Annotated in this window: 18 protein-coding genes; 10 read left to right on the top strand and 8 right to left on the bottom strand. The window is 71.6% G+C overall.

The window, feature by feature from the left end; translation table 11 throughout:
• Positions 1-361: 361 nt before the first annotated feature.
• Together N4G66_RS10205 and N4G66_RS10200 are read left to right on the top strand one after the other, a co-directional pair.
• A complete protein-coding gene (locus tag N4G66_RS10205; protein ID WP_261703867.1) occupies positions 362-1,300 on the top strand; it encodes a hypothetical protein in 939 nt (312 codons plus the stop codon).
• A gap of 36 nt (positions 1,301-1,336) precedes the next feature.
• Entirely contained in the window at positions 1,337-1,684 is a 348-nt protein-coding gene (locus tag N4G66_RS10200; protein ID WP_261703696.1) for a rhodanese-like domain-containing protein, read from the top strand.
• 12 nt (positions 1,685-1,696) lie between these two features.
• On the opposite strand, the gene N4G66_RS10195 is transcribed toward N4G66_RS10200, so the two are convergent.
• The 6 genes from N4G66_RS10195 to paaA form a co-directional block, all read right to left on the bottom strand.
• Entirely contained in the window at positions 1,697-2,830 is a 1,134-nt protein-coding gene (locus N4G66_RS10195) for an acyl-CoA dehydrogenase family protein (RefSeq protein WP_261703866.1), read from the bottom strand.
• Positions 2,831-3,258: 428 nt separating this feature from the next.
• Positions 3,259-4,323, bottom strand: coding sequence for a 2Fe-2S iron-sulfur cluster-binding protein (locus N4G66_RS10190; RefSeq protein WP_261703695.1), 1,065 nt, complete (start codon positions 4,321-4,323; stop codon positions 3,259-3,261).
• Positions 4,323-4,856, bottom strand: a complete 534-nt coding sequence (gene paaD, locus N4G66_RS10185) for a 1,2-phenylacetyl-CoA epoxidase subunit PaaD (RefSeq protein WP_261703694.1) — start codon at positions 4,854-4,856, stop codon at positions 4,323-4,325. Before paaD ends, N4G66_RS10190 begins: the two co-directional genes overlap by 1 nt.
• Positions 4,850-5,569 (bottom strand): 1,2-phenylacetyl-CoA epoxidase subunit PaaC, encoded by a 720-nt coding sequence (paaC, locus tag N4G66_RS10180; RefSeq protein ID WP_261703693.1) that lies wholly within the window; start codon positions 5,567-5,569, stop codon positions 4,850-4,852. The genes paaD and paaC overlap by 7 nt, the downstream gene beginning before the upstream one ends.
• Positions 5,566-5,853, bottom strand: a complete 288-nt coding sequence (gene paaB / locus N4G66_RS10175) for a 1,2-phenylacetyl-CoA epoxidase subunit PaaB (RefSeq protein WP_261703692.1) — start codon at positions 5,851-5,853, stop codon at positions 5,566-5,568. Before paaB ends, paaC begins: the two co-directional genes overlap by 4 nt.
• Positions 5,850-6,890: a 1,2-phenylacetyl-CoA epoxidase subunit PaaA gene (paaA, locus tag N4G66_RS10170; RefSeq protein ID WP_261703691.1), complete on the bottom strand. Its 1,041-nt coding sequence runs from the start codon at positions 6,888-6,890 to the stop codon at positions 5,850-5,852. The genes paaB and paaA overlap by 4 nt, the downstream gene beginning before the upstream one ends.
• Before the next feature lie 261 nt (positions 6,891-7,151).
• Here paaA and N4G66_RS10165 point away from each other — a divergent pair, with 261 nt between their 5' ends.
• From N4G66_RS10165 to N4G66_RS10155, 3 genes are read left to right on the top strand one after another with little or no spacing between them, the layout of a single operon-like run.
• Complete coding sequence (locus N4G66_RS10165) at positions 7,152-8,297, top strand: DUF5819 family protein (protein ID WP_315903626.1); 1,146 nt, start codon at positions 7,152-7,154, stop codon at positions 8,295-8,297.
• Positions 8,294-9,526 carry an HTTM domain-containing protein gene (locus N4G66_RS10160; RefSeq protein WP_261703690.1) on the top strand — a complete coding sequence of 411 codons (1,233 nt, stop codon included), beginning with the start codon at positions 8,294-8,296 and terminating at the stop codon, positions 9,524-9,526. The genes N4G66_RS10165 and N4G66_RS10160 overlap by 4 nt, the downstream gene beginning before the upstream one ends.
• On the top strand, positions 9,523-10,272 hold the full coding sequence (locus N4G66_RS10155) for a TrmH family RNA methyltransferase (RefSeq protein WP_261703689.1): 750 nt from the start codon (positions 9,523-9,525) through the stop codon (positions 10,270-10,272). The genes N4G66_RS10160 and N4G66_RS10155 overlap by 4 nt, the downstream gene beginning before the upstream one ends.
• 17 nt (positions 10,273-10,289) lie before the next feature.
• On the opposite strand, the gene paaN is transcribed toward N4G66_RS10155, so the two are convergent.
• Positions 10,290-12,002: a phenylacetic acid degradation protein PaaN gene (gene paaN, locus N4G66_RS10150; RefSeq protein WP_261703688.1), complete on the bottom strand. Its 1,713-nt coding sequence runs from the start codon at positions 12,000-12,002 to the stop codon at positions 10,290-10,292.
• Between the two features lie 148 nt (positions 12,003-12,150).
• On the opposite strand from paaN, the gene N4G66_RS10145 reads away from it, so the two are divergent.
• A complete protein-coding gene (locus N4G66_RS10145; RefSeq protein ID WP_261703687.1) occupies positions 12,151-13,665 on the top strand; it encodes a 3-hydroxyacyl-CoA dehydrogenase in 1,515 nt (504 codons plus the stop codon).
• Complete coding sequence (locus N4G66_RS10140) at positions 13,662-14,252, top strand: TetR/AcrR family transcriptional regulator (protein ID WP_261703686.1); 591 nt, start codon at positions 13,662-13,664, stop codon at positions 14,250-14,252. Before N4G66_RS10145 ends, N4G66_RS10140 begins: the two co-directional genes overlap by 4 nt.
• Positions 14,253-14,393: 141 nt before the next feature.
• On the opposite strand, the gene N4G66_RS10135 is transcribed toward N4G66_RS10140, so the two are convergent.
• Entirely contained in the window at positions 14,394-14,894 is a 501-nt protein-coding gene (locus N4G66_RS10135; RefSeq protein ID WP_261703685.1) for an Lrp/AsnC family transcriptional regulator, read from the bottom strand.
• A 174-nt stretch (positions 14,895-15,068) separates the two neighbouring features.
• Between N4G66_RS10135 and pdhA the strand changes: the two genes are divergently transcribed.
• From pdhA to N4G66_RS10120, 3 genes are all read left to right on the top strand, one after another.
• A complete protein-coding gene (pdhA, locus tag N4G66_RS10130; protein ID WP_261703684.1) occupies positions 15,069-16,238 on the top strand; it encodes a pyruvate dehydrogenase (acetyl-transferring) E1 component subunit alpha in 1,170 nt (389 codons plus the stop codon).
• Entirely contained in the window at positions 16,235-17,239 is a 1,005-nt protein-coding gene (locus N4G66_RS10125) for an alpha-ketoacid dehydrogenase subunit beta (RefSeq protein ID WP_261703683.1), read from the top strand. The genes pdhA and N4G66_RS10125 overlap by 4 nt, the downstream gene beginning before the upstream one ends.
• Positions 17,239-17,617: biotin/lipoyl-containing protein (locus tag N4G66_RS10120; protein ID WP_315903625.1), on the top strand; the 379-nt coding region annotated here is incomplete at its 3' end. The genes N4G66_RS10125 and N4G66_RS10120, both read left to right, overlap by 1 nt.

The following is a 17,617-nucleotide window of genomic DNA, read 5'->3' as shown; positions in this document are numbered from 1 at the left end:
GTGCAGATGTCGGTGCCGGTGCTGATGTCGGTGCAGGTGCCGGGGGTCGGTGCCTGTGGCGGCGCCGGTTCCGGGGGGTCGGGGTCATTGGGGTCATTGGGGTCGTTGTGGCCGGTCAGGTGGCTGTAGAGACGGGGAAGACAGTGAGCCGCGGGGGAGTGTGGCCTACGCTGGTCGGGTGACGACCCCGGAAGCCGATCAGAGCCAGTCCGAGCCCACCTTTGATGGGGGCCGGGAACAGTCCGGTGCCCCGGAGGGCAAGACGTCCCAAGCCTCCCCCGGCGACAACGGCGGCATCACGGACGCGGAGGGCGCAGACGCCCCTTCCGGCGCCCAGCATGCCGCCGGGAGCGAGGTCCGCATCGAGGCTCGCGGTGGGGCCGACGGCGAGGGCCCGAGCGGAGCCCGGCCCGAGTCCGAGCCTGCGGAGCAGACCCAGGGGCAGCCCGAGACCCGGCCCGAGGGGCAGAGTGAGGCCGGGGCCGATGAAGGCCGGAGTCCGGCTCAGGGTGAGGACGCCCGGCCGGAGGCGAGGCTTGAGCGGGCCGTGCGAGCGGCCGAGCAGGCGTTGATCGAGTTCGAGATCGCCGTGGAGACCTTCCGCGTCGAGGTCGACAACTTCTCCCGGCTGCACCACCAGAAGCTCGGTCCGATGTACTCGCGCCTCGACGAGCTGGAGGCCCAGATCGCCGAGGCGCGTGCCGCGCGCACCGGTGACCCGGAGGACATATTCAAGGCGCACGAGGCACGGGCGCGGGTCATGCCCATGCCCGGTGTCGAGGAACTGTTCCACGGCTGGATGGACTCGGAGGGGCTGTTCCCCGAGGCCGTGGCGATGCTCACGGGCCAGCCCGTGCGGCCCCCGCAGCGTGTGCGTCCCAGCGAGGAGGCCCGCAAGCTCTTCCGCGAGCTGGTCCGCAAGGCCCACCCGGACCTGGCCCAGGACGAGGACGAGCGCAAGCGGCGTGACGAGTTCATCGCCCGCGTGAACACCGCGTACGCCAGGGGTGACGAGGCGTTGCTGCGGGAGCTGGCCCAGGAGTGGGCCGCCGGCCCCGCGCCCGAGGAGTGGAAGCCGAGCCGCAGCGAGGAGCTCTACGCCCGCCTCGAATGGCTCTCCCAGCGCAAGGAGATGCTCACCTTCGTCGCGCGCGAACTGGAGGAGAGCGCCATCGGCGCCATGCTCAAGATGGCTCCGGAAGACCCGGACCGTCTTCTGGAGGAGATCGCCGAGCAGCTGCTGACGCAGGTCGGCGAGCGCGAGAACGAGCTGGCGGAGCTGATCGCCCAGGCTCCCTGAGCTTCCCCGTCGGCGTCGTCGGGTAGCGTCGGAGGCATGAGTTTCGGAGCTGGTGTGCCCACGGTCGGGATCGACGATCTCGCGGTCGACGACTTCCTGCTGGACGTCCGTGAGGACGACGAGTGGGAGGCAGGTCACGCCCATGGGGCGCTGCACATCCCCATGAGCGACTTCGTCGCCCGGTACGGCGAGCTGACCGAGGCGGCCCCGCAGGACGGCCGGGTCAACGTGATCTGCCGATCCGGTGGCCGTTCGGCCCAGGTCACGATGTACCTGGTCCAGCAAGGCCTCGACGCCGCGAACGTCGAAGGCGGCATGCAGACCTGGGAGGCCGCGGGCCGCCCGGTTGTGAACGACAAGGGCGAGCCCGGCTTCGTGCTGTAGCCGACGGCACGCTCACCCCAGGGAGTGCGCCGCCAGCAGATCGCCGAGGGCCTCTTCGTGTGCCGCCGCCGGGCCGAGTGACAGTTCCAGGTGCTTGGCCCAGGCGTGGTACCGGTGCAGCGCGTACTCGGTGTCGGCGCCGAACCCTCCGTGCAGATGCTGGGCGGTCTGCACGACCCGGCGTACCCCCTCGGACGCCCAGATCTTGGCGACGGCCACGTCGCCGCAGGCCGGGAGAGCGCCATCGGCGCCCGTGCCGATCCGCCATGCGGCCTGCCAGAGCGTGGCCTCCATCGCGCGCAGGTCGACATAGCGGTCGGCGGCCTGCACGGCGACCGCCTGGAACGTGGCGACCGGGAACCCGAACTGCTCCCTCCTGCTCGTGTACGCGCTCGTCATCCGGAGCACTTCCTCCCCGAGCCCGAGTGCCAGCGCACATGTGCCGGTGGCCAGCAGGTCGCGCAGCCACTCCCATGCACCCTCCGCGTCGATGACATGCCGGGGGGCGATCCGGGCGGACTCCAGCCGCAGCTCACCGAGCCGCTCACCGGTCGTGGAGATCTGCTCGGCGAGGACCGCCCCTTCGTGGTCGCGGGGAACCAGGGCGAGCACGGTCCGGTCGGCGTCGGTGTGCGCGGGGACGACGATGAAGTCGGCATTGCAGGCCCAGGGGACGGCCGTCTGCACACCGTCCAGCACCCACACCGCGCCGTCCTGCCGCGCGGTCACGGCGAGTTCGGCCGGGTCGTGACCGGTCCTGCCGTTGGCGGCGACGGTCAGCACGAGCTCGCCCCGGCCGGCCGGCTCCGACAGCTGTGTCCTCAACTCCTGGCCGCCGTAGCGCTGTACGGCCGCCGTAGCCGCGCTGTTCTCCAGCAACGGCACCCGTGCCAGCACCTTCGCCGACTCCCGCAGTACGAGACACAGCGCGACCGCGTCGAGGCCCGCCCCGCCGGACTCCTCGTCGAGCAGCAGGCTCAGCAGGTCCGCGTCCGCGAGCCTCGCCCACAGGGCCCGGTCGAAGTCCTCGGCGACGGCGCCTGCGGTGAGCGCGGGGCTGGGCACCGCGTCCGGGGAGACCCCGGCGAACACCGCCTGCGCCGCCTCGACCGCCGCCTGCTGCTCCTCGGTGAAGGTGAAGTCCACGATCCCGTCCTCCCGCACACGCACCGGACCAACGATCAGGCAGGACGCCTGATCTGACGGTGCGTCAAGATAGAACAGGTTCTATGAGAAGGGAACGCCCAACGATCGGTCACCCGCCGCGGCGCTGAGTTGCCGTTCCAACGCCCACGGGTTGGGCTGTCGGCACCCTGCCCCACAGGCTGGGCTGTCGGCATCCCGTCCAACGGGCTGGCCGTTGGCAACCTCCCCAACCGGGCCGGGCCGTCGGGGACCTCTCCGGCCGGGCTCGGCCTTCAATGCCGTACCAACCGAGCTTCGGCCGTCAACACCTTGGCAACCGGGCTGGGCGGTCGCAGTGTGCCCACCGGGCCGGTGGTCGAAGCGTGCCCACCGGGCCGGTGGTCGAAGCGTGACCGCCGGGCCCGGTGGTCGAAGCGTGACCGCCGGGGTCAGCGGTCGAAGTCCAGCTCCACCTTCTCCGTGGCCGGATGGGACTGGCAGGCCAGTACGTACCCGGCCTCCGTCTCCTCCGGCTCCAGCGCGAAGTTGCGGTCCATCCGCACCTCGCCCGAGACGAGGAACGCCCGGCAGGTGCCGCACACGCCGCCCTTGCAGGCGTAGGGCGCGTCCGGACGGTTGCGCAGCACCGCGTCCAGCAGGGACTCACCGTCCTGGACGGGCCAGGTGCCGCCGCGTCCGTCGAGCCGTGCGGTCACCGTGCTGTGCGCGGGGGCCGGTACGGCGGAAGCGGTCGTGGTGCCGGCATCCACGTGGAAGATCTCCTCGTGGATGCGCGTCCGGGACACCCCGAGCCCGCGCAGCGCCTGTTCGGCCCCCTGGACGAGTCCCATCGGCCCGCACAGGAACCATCCCGCCACCCTGTCCACGGGCAGCAGCGCCGGAAGCAGCCCGGCCAGCCGCTCCTGGTCCAGCCGCCCGGACGGCAGCCCGGCCTGCTGCTCCTCCCGGGAGAGGGCCGTCACCAGCTGGAACCGCTGCGGATAGCGGTCCTTGAGGTCGGCGACCTCCTCCAGGAACATCGTCGAGGCCGACGTACGGTCGCTGCGTATCAGGCAGAACCGGGCATCCGGCTCCCGCGCCAGCAGCGTCGAGGCGATCGACAGCACCGGGGTGATCCCGCTGCCGCCCACCACCGCCGCGTAGAGGCCGGCCGTGGGCTCCAGGGTGAAGCGTCCGGCCGGAACCATCGCCTCCACCTCGTCGCCGACGGCGATCTCCTTGAGCGCGTACGTCGAGAACGCGCCTCCGTCGACCAGGCGCACTCCGACCCGCAGGGTGCGCGGCCCCTCACCGTCGGGCGCGGGTGCCGTTGAGCAGATGGAGTACGTACGGCGTATCTCCGTGCCGTCGACCGTGCGGCGCAGTGCCAGATGCTGGCCGGCGGCGTGCCGGTAGTCCTCGCGCAGCTCCGCGGGTACCGCGAAGGTCAGGGCCACGGAGTCGTCGGTGATCCGGTCGACCGCGGCCACCGGGAGCGGGTGGAAGCGGGCCATCACAACTCCTTGAAGTGGTCGAACGGTTCGCGGCAGGACAGGCAGCGGCGCAGCGCCTTGCACGCGGTGGAGGAGAAGCGGCTGAGCAACTCGGTGTCGGCCGATCCGCAGGACGGGCAGCGGACGGGCTCCGGTTCCGGCTCGGTGGCGGCTGTCCGGGTCGGTCCCAGGTCGAGCGTCACGGGGCCCGCGGGACGCCCGCCGCGTGGCGGCGCTATCCCGAACTCCCGCAGTTTGCGGCGGCCTTCGTCCGAGATGTCGTCCGTCGACCAGGCGGGACTGAGCACCGTACGCACGGACACATCGCGTATGCCGTGCTCGTGCAGTACCCGCTCGATGTCCATGGACATGGCCTCGACGGCCGGACAGCCGGTGTAGGTCGGGGTCAGCTCGACCTCGACGGAGTCCTCGCCGCGGACATGCACGGCGCGCAGCACGCCGAGGTCGTCCAGGGTGAGAACGGGCAGCTCGGGGTCGAGCACGGAGCCGGCCAGTCTGCGCAGCTCCTCCTCGAGGGCGGTCGCCGTCACCATGACGCCCCCGGGTGGCTGCGGTGCAGATGCTGCATCTCGGCGAGCATCCGTCCGAAGGACTCGGTGTGCAGACCCTGGCGTCCGGCGCCCGCCGTCCATGCCCCGGACTGCGGTCCCTCGGGGACCGACAGAGTGGCACGGAGCAGGGTGGCTCCCACGGACTCCAGCCAGGCGGCCCGCATCCCTTCCCAGTCGATGTCGACGCCCTCGACCGGCTGGAACATCTCACCGGTGAAGCGCCACAGTGCCTCGCACGCACGGCTCATCCGATCGTGGCTGGCGTCCGTGCCGTCGCCCAGGCGCAGCGTCCACTGCTCGGCGTGGTCCTGGTGGTAGGCGACTTCCTTGACGGCCTTCGCGGCGAGGGGAGCGAACTCGCTCTCCCCGGCCGCCAGTTGCGTGTAGAGAAGCCGCTGGTAGGTGGAGAAGTAGAGCTGGCGGGCGATGGTGTGCGCGAAGTCGCCGCCCGGCTGCTCGACGAGCTGGAGGTTGCGGAAGGCGCGCTCCTCGCGGAGGTACGCCAGCTCGTCCTCGTCACCGGCCATGGACAGCAGCACGCGGGCCTGGCCGAGCAGGTCCAGCGCGATGTTGGCCAGGGCGACTTCCTCTTCGAGGACGGGCGCGTGGCCCGCCCACTCCCCCAGGCGGTGCGAGAGCACCAGGGCGTCGTCGCCGAGGGCCAGGGCCGCCGCGGTGTTCACGGTGAGAGTCACAGGTGCTTCACCCCTTCCGGGATCTCGTAGAACGTCGGGTGCCGGTACGGCTTGTCCGCGGACGGCTCGAAGAACGGGTCCTTCTCGTCGGGCGAGGAGGCCGTGACGGCGGCGGACGGGACGACCCAGATCGAGACGCCCTCGCCGCGGCGCGTGTACAGATCGCGGGCGTTGCGCAGGGCCATCTCGGCGTCCGGCGCGTGCAGGCTGCCGGCGTGGGTGTGCGAGAGTCCGCGGCGCGAGCGCACGAAGACCTCCCACAGCGGCCAGTCGGTGTTCGTCATGCTCGGGTCGCTCCTGTCTCACCGGTCGTGCTCGCGGAGCCGCCGGTCCCGCTCGTGTGCTTGTCCGCGTACGCCGCGGCCGCCTCCCGTACCCACGCGCCCTCCTCGTGGGCGCGCCGGCGCTGGGTGATCCGCTGTTCGTTGCACGGGCCGTTGCCCTTGAGGACCTCCCAGAACTCCGTCCAGTCGATGGCGCCGAAGTCGTGGTGTCCCCGCTCCTCGTTCCACACCAGGTCGGGGTCGGGCAGGGTCAGGCCGAGGGACTCGGCCTGGGGTACGGCTATGTCGACGAAGCGCTGGCGCAGCTCGTCGTTCGAATGGCGCTTGATCTTCCACACCATCGACTGGGCGGAGTGCGAGGACTCGTCGTCGGGCGGGCCGAACATCATCAGGGAGGGCCACCACCAGCGGTCCACCGCGTCCTGTGCCATCGCGTGCTGCTCGGGGGTGCCCTGGCTCAGGGCCAGCAGCAGCTCGTACCCCTGGCGCTGGTGGAAGGACTCCTCCTTGCACACGCGGACCATCGCGCGCGCGTACGGGCCGTACGAGCAGCGGCACAGGGGGACCTGGTTGGTGATCGCGGCGCCGTCCACGAGCCAGCCGATGGCGCCGACGTCCGCCCATGTCAGCGTCGGGTAGTTGAAGATCGACGAGTACTTCTGGCGGCCGGAGTGCAGCTTGTCCAGCAGTTCGTCGCGGCCGACGCCGAGGGTCTCGGCCGCGCTGTACAGATACAGCCCGTGTCCGGCCTCGTCCTGGACCTTCGCCATCAGGATCGCCTTGCGGCGCAGCGAGGGCGCGCGCGTGATCCAGTTGGCCTCCGGCTGCATGCCGATGATCTCGGAGTGGGCGTGCTGCGCGATCTGGCGGACCAGGGTGGAGCGGTAGGCATCGGGCATCCAGTCGCGGGGCTCGATGCGTTCGTCGGCCGCCACCGCGGCGTCGAAGACGGCCTCGTATGCCGCTGTGCGCGCCGCCTCGTCGGCGGTTTCGTCCGCCTGTGCGCGGGCCGTGTGGTGCGCTGATGCTGTCGCCATGCGGTCCCCCTCGACCTCTCATTCCCGACCGACCGATCGTTCGGTCCGCTCGCATCAATGGTCGGTCGAGCGCCGTATGGTGTCAACCGCTGTGGATAACCTCGTGCGCGTTGGCATGGCCGTGGTGACACATGGGCTGTGCCGGACGGCCGGGTCTGAGTACGGTTCGCTTGCGAACGTCGTGGTGTGGTGCGACGTGGCGGTACGGTGCCCGCAGTCCGGCGGCCGACAGTCGGATTCGGGATCGTGAATCGGGGCGGGATGGACGCGAACGACGAGGGCGCTGAGCCGGAGCCGGTTCCGGGCGCGCCCGAGGGGGCCGCGCCGGGCGGTGTCGCGTCAGAGAGCGCCGCGCCTGACGGGACCACCGGCAGTACGTCACCCGACGAGTCGGCTGCCGACGATCTCGCGACCGACGATCCGCGGTCCGAGGGGGTTGCTTCGCCGGTGTCGGAGAGGACCGAGCCCCAGGCGGTCGCCGCTGCTGAGTCGGAGCCGGAGGAGTCGGAGCCGGAGGAGACGGATCCCGAGCGGACGGATCCCGAGGGGTCTGGGCTTGAGACGGTCGCTCCTGTCGAGTCCGAGGGGGACGAGCCCCTGGCGGTCGCGCCCGCGGAGCCTCGGGGAACCGGGCCCGAGGCGGTCGTTCCCGCGGAGCCCGAGAGGGACGAGCCCCCGGCGGTCGCTCCCGTGGAGATCGAGGAGACGCAGTCCGAGGCGGTCCCGTGGCCGGGGTCCGAGGTCCCCGTGGGCCTCGCGGCGCTCTCCCTCCGCTACCAGATCGCCGCCGCCCTCGCCCTGGCCGTCGTGGCCGTCGCCTCCTGTGTCCACCTCGGCATGGTGTTCCTGCATGTCGCGCCCTCGAACACGGTGACCAAGCAGCACGGCCGGGCGATCGACGAATGGATCTACCCCGAGTTCGAGCAGAACTGGAAGCTCTTCGCCCCCAATCCGTTGCAGCAGGACATCGCGGTCCAGGTCCGCGCCCTGGTCCGTACCGCGGACGGCACCAGTCGCGAGACCGGCTGGTACGACCTGTCCGCGCTCGACGGAGTCGCCATCGACGGGAACCCGCTGCCGAGCCACACCCAGCAGAACGAGCTGCGCCGCGCCTGGGACTTCTACGCCGGTACGCACGACGGCGAGAACCGCCCCGTGGGCCTGCGCGGCGACCTCTCGGAGAGTTATCTGCGACGCATCGGCGTGCTGCGCCTCGACCGCGAGCACGCGGGCGGCGAGGGCGCTGTCATCGAACGCGTCCAGTTCCGCTCCCTCACCACCGACGTGCCGCCTCCCGCGTGGAGCGACGAGAAGGTGTCCGGCCGGCCCGTCGTCCGTGAGCTGCCCTGGTGGGCCGTTCCCGAGAGCGACCGCGCGGACGGGCTGACGGAGGCGAGCGCCCGATGAACCGACCCGCTCCGACGATCGCGCGCGGCATCGCCAAGGTCACCGAGTCCGCCCTCGGCCCGTACCAGAGCGCCGTGATCCGTATCGGCCTCGCCGTCACCTGGCTGCTGTTCCTGCTGCGCGAGTACCCCCACCGTCAGGAGATGTACGGGCCGGACGCACCGTGGAGCTGGGACCTCGCCCAGCGGCTCGTCGCGGGCAACCACGCCTTCACCGTCCTGATGTGGTCCCACAGCCAGATGTGGTTCGAGATCGTCTACGCCCTCGCCGTCCTCTCCAGCGTCCTGCTGCTGGTGGGCTGGCGGACCCGCGCGATGTCGGTGCTCTTCATGATCGGCGTGCTGTCCCTGCAGAACCGCAGTGTCTTCATAGGGGACGGCGGGGACAACGTCCTGCACCTGATGTCGATCTATCTCGTGTTCACCCGTTGCGGCCGGGTGTGGTCGCTCGACGCGCGGCGGGAGCGCCTCGCCCGCGGGGCACGCGCGCGTGGGGAGCGGGCCGGGCCCGACCGAGGGGGCCCCGCGCTGTGGGCGGGGCTCGGGGCCGTACTGGCGGTGGCGACGGGCGCGGGACGGATCGACGGAGGAGTCCTGGGCGGCTGGCTCACGGTCCTGTGGGGGCTGTGGGCGGTGCAGGCCCTGTGGTGGACCGTCGGCCGGGTCGCCCGTACCGCGGAGCCGCGCGTCCTGCTGGACGTCGTCGCCAACCTCGTGCACAACGCGGCCTTGATGATCATCATGGCCGAGGCCTGCCTGATCTACGCGACCGCCGGCTGGTACAAGATCCAGGGCTCGCGCTGGCAGGACGGCACCGCCGTCTACTACCCGCTCCACCTGGAGTCCTTCTCGCCGTGGCCGGCCCTGTCCGGCCTGCTGTCCGCGCACGGCACGATCGTGATGCTGGTGACGTACGGGACGGTCGCCGTGCAGGTCGCCTTCCCCTTCACCCTGTTCAACCGGCGGGTCAAGAACGTCCTGCTGGCGGCCATGATGACCGAGCACGCCGTGATCGCCGTGGTCCTCGGGCTGCCGTTCTTCTCGCTCGCGATGATCGCCGCGGACGCCGTGTTCCTGCCGACGTCCTTCCTGCGGCGCCTGGGCGGACGGGTGGCGCGCGCGCGTGGCGGGCTGTTCACCGGCCGCGGCCGTACGGTCCCGGGGCCCCGGGAGCCCCAGCCGGGCGTTCCGGAGGAGCCCGGGCACACGCACGTAGGCTTCACCGCATGAACGACCCGGTACGTGCCTGGCGCAAGCTCGCCGACGACTCCGTCCTGCTCGACGGCTTCCACGCCCTCAAGCACGCGGTTCGCTTCGGGGCGCGCGTCCCGGTCGCCGTCACGACCGACCGCCGGGCGGTCCTCGAACTGGCCGACGAACTCGCCCCCGACGTACGCGCCGTTCTCGGCGAGCTCCTGACCGAGGTCCCGGAGGCGACGTTCGCGGCTCTCGTGCCGCGTCCGCACCCCACCTCGGTGGCCGCTCTCGCCGTACGTCCCTCCCGCGCCGCCAACCTGGAGACGCTGGCCGGCACGCCCCGCACCACGCCTGTCGTCGTCCTCGACAATCCGCGCAACCTGGGCAACGCGGGCGCCGTGATCCGTCTCGCCGCGGGCTTCGGCGCGACCGGAGTGGTCACGACGGGCACGCTCGACCCCTGGCATCCCACGGTCGTCCGTGGTGGGGCCGGTCTGCACTTCGCGACCGCCGTGGAGCGCCTGACGGTGGACGAACTGCCGCCGGGCCCGGTGTTCGCGCTCGACCCGGAGGGCGAGGACATCCGCGGGTCGAAGCTCCCCGACGACGCCCTGCTCGCCTTCGGCTCGGAACGCAGCGGTCTGTCCGCCGAACTACGGGCCCGGGCCGACCACTTGGTGTCGCTGCCGATGCGCCCCCAGGTCTCCAGCTACAACCTCGCGACCAGTGTGGCCATGACGCTGTTCCACTGGAGCGCCACCGGGGGCGCACCTGCGTAGGGCTCACGCCCCCGGTCTCACGCCTCCCGGCGCACCTCGACCACCCGGAAGCGGTTCGCCACGAACGCTCCGTCGCACAGTGCCGCGTTGGCCGCGCCGTTGCCGCCCGAGCCGTGGAAGTCCGAGAACGCGGCCGTCTGGTTGACGTAGACCCCGCCCGTGAGGTTCAGGGAGAGCTGGGCGCACTCCTCCAGGCAGGCCTCCCGCACCTCGCTCTCGAACGCCTCGTCGGTGGTGTACGCGCCGACGGTCATGGCGCCCTTGTCCCTGATGGTGCGGCGCAGCAGTTCCACGGCGTCCGCCGCCGAGTCGACCGCGACGGTGAAGGAGACCGGCCCGAAGCACTCGCTCATGTAGGCGGCCTCGTCGGCGTTCTCGGCGTTCTCCCAGTACTTGCGCGCGCCGTCGAGCTTCACGATCACCGGCGAGCGCACGACGGCACCCGGGAACTCCGGGTTGTCGATCTGCCGTGAGGGCAGGGCGACTTCGCCGAGTCCGGCGGCTGCCTCCAGGCGGGCCTTCACATCCGGGTTCACGATGGCGCCGAGCAGCGCGTTCGCGCGGGCGTCGTCACCGAGGAGTCCGCCGACCGACTTCGCGAGGTCGGCGACCACCTCGTCGTAGGACTTGTGGCCCTCGTCCGTGGAGACGCCGTCCCGGGGGATCAGCAGGTTCTGCGGGGTGGTGCACATCTGGCCGCTGTAGAGCGACAGGGAGAACGCCAGGTTGGACAGCATCCCCTTGTAGTCGCCGGTCGACTCCACGATCACCGTGTTGACGCCGGCCTTCTCCGTGTAGACCTGCGCCTGGCGGGCGTTGGTCTCCAGCCAGTCGCCGAAGGCGGTGGAGCCGGTGTAGTCGATGATCCGGATCTCGGGGCGGGTGGCCAGCGTCTTCGCGATGCCCTCGCCGGGACGCTCGGCGGCCAGCGCCACCAGGTTCGGGTCGAAGCCCGCCTCGGCGAGCACCTGGCGCGCGACCTGCACGGTCAGCGCGAGCGGCAGCACCGCGCGCGGGTGGGGCTTGACCAGGACCGCGTTGCCGGTGGCCAGGGAGGCGAACAGGCCCGGATAGCCGTTCCACGTCGGGAAGGTGTTGCAGCCGATCATCAGCGCGATGCCGCGCGGGACGGGCGTGAACTGCTTGGTCAGCGCGAGCGGGTCGCGCTTGCCCTGGGGCTTGCTCCACTCCGCGGTGTCGGGGGTGCGGACCTGCTCCACGTACGCGTACGCCACCGCTTCCAGGCCGCGGTCCTGAGCGTGCGGGCCGCCCGCCTGGAACGCCATCATGAAGGCCTGGCCGCTGGTGTGCATGACCGCGTGCGCGAACTCGTGGGTGCGGTCGCTGATCCGCTTGAGGATCTCCAGACAGACCACGGCGCGGATCTCCGCGCCCGCGTCGCGCCAGGCGCGCTGCCCCGCGCGCATGGCGGGCAGCAGGGCGTCGATGTCCGCGTGCGGGTAGGTGACGCCCAGCTCGATTCCGTACGGCGACACCTCGCCGCCGACCCAGTCGTCCGTGCCGGGCTGGCCCAGGTCGATGCGGGTGCCCAGGAGCGCGTCGAAGGCGGCTTTGCCCTCGGCCATGCCCAGGCTGCCGTTCTCGCCGTACGCCTTGGGATGCTCGGGATGCGGGGACCAGTACGCGCGCGTGCGGATCACTTCCAGCGCCTGATCCAGGGTGGACCGGTGCTGGGCGATCAACTGGTGCGCGGTGAGTTCGGCGGCCATCAAGGACCAACTCCTCGTCTCAAGAGCTCCTCGTCGAGCTCGCGAGCTGGGCAGGAATGGACAGTCAGGGTTAGAGTAACCGAACGATCGGTCGGGACAAGGGGGTCCGCCGCATCTGTGGAAAACGCCGTGCGGGAGGATCGCGCACATGACAGCACTCGACCTCAGCAGCCCCGTGGCAGTCGTCGGAACCGGCACCATGGGCCAGGGCATCGCCCAGGTCGCGCTGGTGGCGGGCCACCCCGTGCGGCTCTACGACGCGGCTCCCGGGCGTGCCGCGGCGGCGGCCGAAGCGATCGGCGCCCGTCTCGACCGGCTCGTCGCGAAGGACCGGCTCGCCGGCGCCGACCGGGATGCCGCGCGCGCCCGGCTCCAGCCTGCCGAGCGCCTCACCGACCTCGCGGACTGCGTGCTCGTCGTCGAGGCGGTACTCGAACAACTCGACGTCAAGCAGCGGCTGTTCAGCGATCTCGAAGACATCGTCGGGGACGACTGCCTGCTGGCCACCAACACCTCCTCGCTGTCCGTCACGGCCATCGGCGGCGCCCTGCGCAACCCGGGCCGCCTCGTCGGGCTGCATTTCTTCAACCCGGCGCCGCTGCTGCCTCTCGTGGAGGTCGTCTCCGGGTTCGCGACCGACGTCACCTCGGCCACACGCGCGTACGAGACGGCCCGCGCCTGGGGCAAGACGCCCGTCGCTTGTGCGGACACGCCCGGCTTCATCGTCAACCGCATCGCGCGGCCCTTCTACGCGGAGGCCTTCGCGGTCCACGAGTCCCAGGCCGCCGACCCCGCCACCATCGACGCGGTCCTGCGCGAGTGCGGCGGTTTCCGGATGGGCGCCTTCGAGCTCACCGACCTGATCGGCCAGGACGTCAACGAGTCCGTCACGCACTCCGTGTGGCAGGCCTTCTTCCAGGACGTGCGCTTCACGCCCTCGCTCGCCCAGCGACGGCTCGTCGAGTCGGGCCGGCTCGGACGCAAGACGGGGCACGGCTGGTACGACTACGGGGACGGTGCCGAGCGGTCCGAGCCGCACACCGCGGAGAAGGCGCAGCCGCCCGCCTACGTCGTCGCCGAGGGAGACCTGGGCCCCGCTGCCGATGTCCTCGGCCTGATCCGCGAAGCGGGCATCCAGGTCCGGGAGGACGAGGAGGACCACGGCACCCGCCTGGTGCTGCCGAGTGGCGGCCAGCTGGTCCTCGCCGACGGCCAGACCTCGGTCGAGTTCCGCGACGTCGTCTACTTCGACCTCGCGCTCGACTACCGCAGGGCCACCCGGATCGCCCTGTCGGCGTCCCAGGACACCGCTCCCCAGACGCTCTCCGAGGCCATCGGCCTCTTCCAGGCGCTGGGCAAGGACGTCAGCGTCATCGGGGACTGCCCCGGCATGATCGTCGCCCGCACGGTGGCCCGGATCGTCGACCTCGCGCACGACGCGGTCGCCAAGGGCGTGGCCACCGAGGAGGACATCGACACCGCGATGCGCCTCGGCGTCAACTACCCCCTGGGCCCCTTCGAGTGGAACCGCAGGCTCGGCACGAACTGGTCCTACGACGTCCTGGACGAACTGCACGTACGCGACCCCTCCGGGCGCTACGCCCCGTCGCTGGCGCTCTACCGCCACGCGTACGCCAACGAGAAGCGGGAGGGCACCCAGTGACCACCGCCAAGCGGGACACGTACACCCCCGAGACGCTGCTGTCCGTCGCCGTGCAGGTCTTCAACGACCGCGGCTACGACGGCACCTCCATGGAGCACCTCTCCAAGGCGGCCGGCATCTCCAAGTCGTCGATCTACCACCATGTCGCGGGCAAGGAGGAACTGCTGCGGCGCGCGGTGAGCCGGGCGCTGGACGGCCTCTTCGAGATCCTCGACGAGGAGCACGCGTGCGTGGGGCGTGCCGTGGAGCGCCTGGAGTACGTCGTACGGCGCATGGTCGAGGTACTGACGTCCGAGCTGCCCTACGTGACGCTGCTGCTGCGGGTGCGCGGCAACACGGCCACCGAGCGGTGGGCCCTGGAGCGGCGCCGCGACTTCGACCACAGGGTCGCCGAGCTCCTGAAGGCCGCTGCCGCCGACGGGGACGTACGCGGTGACGTGGAGGTCCGGCTCGCGACCCGGCTGGTCTTCGGAATGATCAACTCGCTCGTGGAGTGGTACCGCCCCGACGCGCGGGGCATGGGCGCGCGGGAAGTGGCCGACGCCGTGGTGGTGCTGGTCTTCGGAGGGCTCCGGCAGGAGTCGTGAGGCCCGGGAGTCCGGCGGTGCCGGCTCCGGGGCGGAGCCGCGAGGCCTGGAAGGTCCGGCGGTGCCGGGCGCACGAGTCGTGAGGTCCCGCGAGCCCGGGGGTGGGTCGGGCACGAGCCGTCGGCCCGGGCCCGGGCGCCATCAGCCCTCCGGCTCCAGGTCCTCCTCCTCGAAGACCAGCAGCGTCCGGCTGCTGAGTACCTCCGGGATGGCCTGCAGGCGGGTGAGCACCAGTTCGCGCAGTGCCCGGTTGTCCGGTGTGTGCACCAGGAGAAGTACGTCGAAATCGCCGCCCACCAGGGCGATGTGCGAGGCCCCGGGGAGCACCCTCAGCCGCTCCCGCACCGTGCGCCAGGAGTTCTGCACGATCTTGAGGGTGATGTACGCCGATGTGCCCTGCCCGGCGCGTTCGTGGTCGACCCGTGCCCCGAAGCCGCGGATCACACCGTCCTCGATGAGGCGGTTGATCCGCGCGTAGGCGTTGGCCCGCGACACATGGACCCGTTCGGCCACGGAGCGTATGGAGGCACGGCCGTCCGCCTGCAGCATGTGCAGGATGTCCTGGTCGATCGCGTCGAGCGGACGGGCGGGCGGCGCGACGGGGCCGGCCTCCGGCGGCTCGGCCATTTGTTCAGGTGCCATGTCCCCCCGCCTCCCTACCATGGACGTACTGCGTCCATCTCAGGCTGTGCAGAACCGTTTGTCCACAGCCTGGCGGTGCCTGTAGCCAAAATGTGCCGACGACCGAACAATCGGTAGGTGAGGGGCGTCACACCCGTGACGCGCCTGAAGCCGCTCCCACGAGGAGGTGCCGTCATGACGGTCATGGAGCAGCGAGGGGCCTACCGGCCCACGCCGCCGCCCGCCTGGCAGCCCCGCACCGACCCCGCGCCGCTGCTGCCCGACGCGCTGCCCCACCGCGTCCTCGGCACCGACGCGGCCGCGCAGGTCGATCCGGCCCTGCTGCGCCGTCTGCACGCGGAGCTCGTGCGTGGCCGCCGCTACAACGTTCAGGCCACCGCCCTCACCAAGCAGGGCCGTCTCGCCGTGTACCCCTCCAGCACCGGACAGGAGGCCTGCGAGGTCGCCGCCGCGCTCGTACTGGAGGAGCGCGACTGGCTCTTCCCCAGCTACCGCGACACCCTCGCCGCCGTCGCCCGCGGCCTCGACCCCGTCCAGGCCCTCACTCTGCTGCGCGGCGACTGGCACACCGGCTACGACCCGCACGAGCACCGCATCGCCCCCCTGAGCACCCCCCTCGCGACCCAGCTCCCGCACGCCGTGGGCCTCGCGCACGCCGCCCGCCTCAAGGGCGACGACGTGGTCGCGCTCGCCCTGGTCGGCGACGGCGGCACCAGCGAGGGCGACTTCCACGAGGCGCTGAACTTCGCCGCCGTGTGGCAGGCCCCGGTCGTCTTCCTCGTGCAGAACAACGGCTTCGCCATCTCCGTCCCGCTCGCCAAGCAGACCGCCGCCCCGTCGCTGGCCCACAAGGCCGTCGGTTACGGGATGCCGGGCCGCCTGGTCGACGGAAACGACGCGGTGGCCGTGCACCAGGTCCTGAGCGAGGCCATCGCCCACGCGCGCGCGGGCGGCGGTCCCACGCTCGTCGAGGCCGTGACGTACCGCATCGACGCCCACACCAACGCCGACGACGCCACCCGCTACCGGGGCGACTCCGAGGTCGAGACCTGGCGCGGCCACGACCCCATCGTGCTGGTGGAGCGGGAACTGACCGAGCGCGGTCTGCTCGACGAGTCCGCCCTGCAGGCGGTGCGCGACGACGCCGAGGTCATGGCCGCGGACCTGCGCGAGCGCATGAACCAGAACCCGGTGCTCGACCCCATGGATCTGTTCGCCCATGTGTATGCCCAACCCACTACTCAACTGCTTGAGCAGGAGAGCCAGCTGAGAGCGGAGCTGGACGCCGAGGCGGACGGCACGCTCGGAGCGGGCCCGCACGGCCCGGAAGGAGCCGGGCGATGACCACCGTTGCCCTCAAACCGGCCACCATGGCGCAGGCGCTCGGGCGCGCCCTGCGCGACGCCATGGCCGCCGACCCGGCCGTCCATGTCATGGGCGAGGACGTCGGCACCCTCGGCGGCGTCTTCCGGGTCACCGACGGGCTCGCCAAGGAATTCGGCGACGACCGCTGCACGGACACCCCGCTCGCCGAGGCGGGCATCCTCGGCGCGGCGGTCGGCATGGCCATGTACGGCCTGCGGCCTGTCGTGGAGATGCAGTTCGACGCGTTCGCCTACCCGGCGTTCGAGCAGTTGATCTCGCATGTGGCGAAGATGCGCAACCGCACGCGGGGCGCCATGCCCCTGCCCATCACGATCCGCGTCCCCTACGGCGGCGGCATCGGCGGCGTCGAGCACCACAGCGACTCCTCCGAGGCGTACTACATGGCGACCCCGGGCCTCCACGTCGTCATGCCCGCGACCGTCTCCGACGCCTACGGACTGCTGCGCGAGGCCATCGCCTCGGACGACCCGGTCGTCTTCCTGGAGCCCAAGAGGCTGTACTGGTCGAAGGATTCCTGGAACCCGGAGGAGCCGCCGGCCGTTGAGCCGATAGGCCGCGCGGTGGTGCGGCGCTCGGGCCGGAGCGCCACGCTCATCACCTACGGGCCGTCGGTGCCCGTCTGCCTCGAAGCCGCCGAGGCGGCGCGGGCCGAGGGCTGGGACCTCGAAGTCGTCGACCTGCGCTCTCTGGTGCCGTTCGACGACGAAACGGTCTCGGCGTCGGTGCGGCGGACCGGACGAGCGGTCGTCGTGCACGAGTCGGGCGGGTTCGGCGGACCGGGCGGGGAGATCGCGGCCCGCGTCACGGAGCGCTGCTTCCACCACCTGGAGGCGCCGGTGCTGCGCGTCGCGGGGTTCGACATCCCGTATCCGCCGCCGATGCTGGAGCGGCACCACCTGCCCGGCGTCGACCGGATCCTGGACGCCGTGGGGCGTCTGCAATGGGAGGCGCAGAGCTGATGGCACAAGTGCTGGAGTTCAAGCTCCCCGACCTCGGGGAGGGACTCACCGAGGCGGAGATCGTCCGCTGGCTGGTGGAGGTCGGCGATGTCGTCGCCGTCGACCAGCTCGTCGTCGAGGTCGAGACGGCCAAGGCGATGGTGGAGGTCCCCTGTCCTTACGGCGGCGTGGTCACCGCCCGCTTCGGTGAGGAAGGCACGGAACTGCCCGTGGGGGCACCCCTGCTGACCGTCGCCGTGGGCGCCCCGGCCGGGGGCGAGGACAGCGAGCTCGACAAGGACGACCAGAGCGACGAGGGCTCCGGGAACGTGCTGGTGGGTTACGGCACGGGAGCGCCCCCGGCGCGGCGCCGGAGGGTGCGCCCCTCCGCCGGTGTCG

This window comes from Streptomyces rhizosphaerihabitans (assembly GCF_025399795.1).
GTDB classification, from domain to species: domain Bacteria; phylum Actinomycetota; class Actinomycetes; order Streptomycetales; family Streptomycetaceae; genus Streptomyces; species Streptomyces rhizosphaerihabitans.
This window is presented reverse-complemented; position numbering and strand designations above follow the sequence as displayed.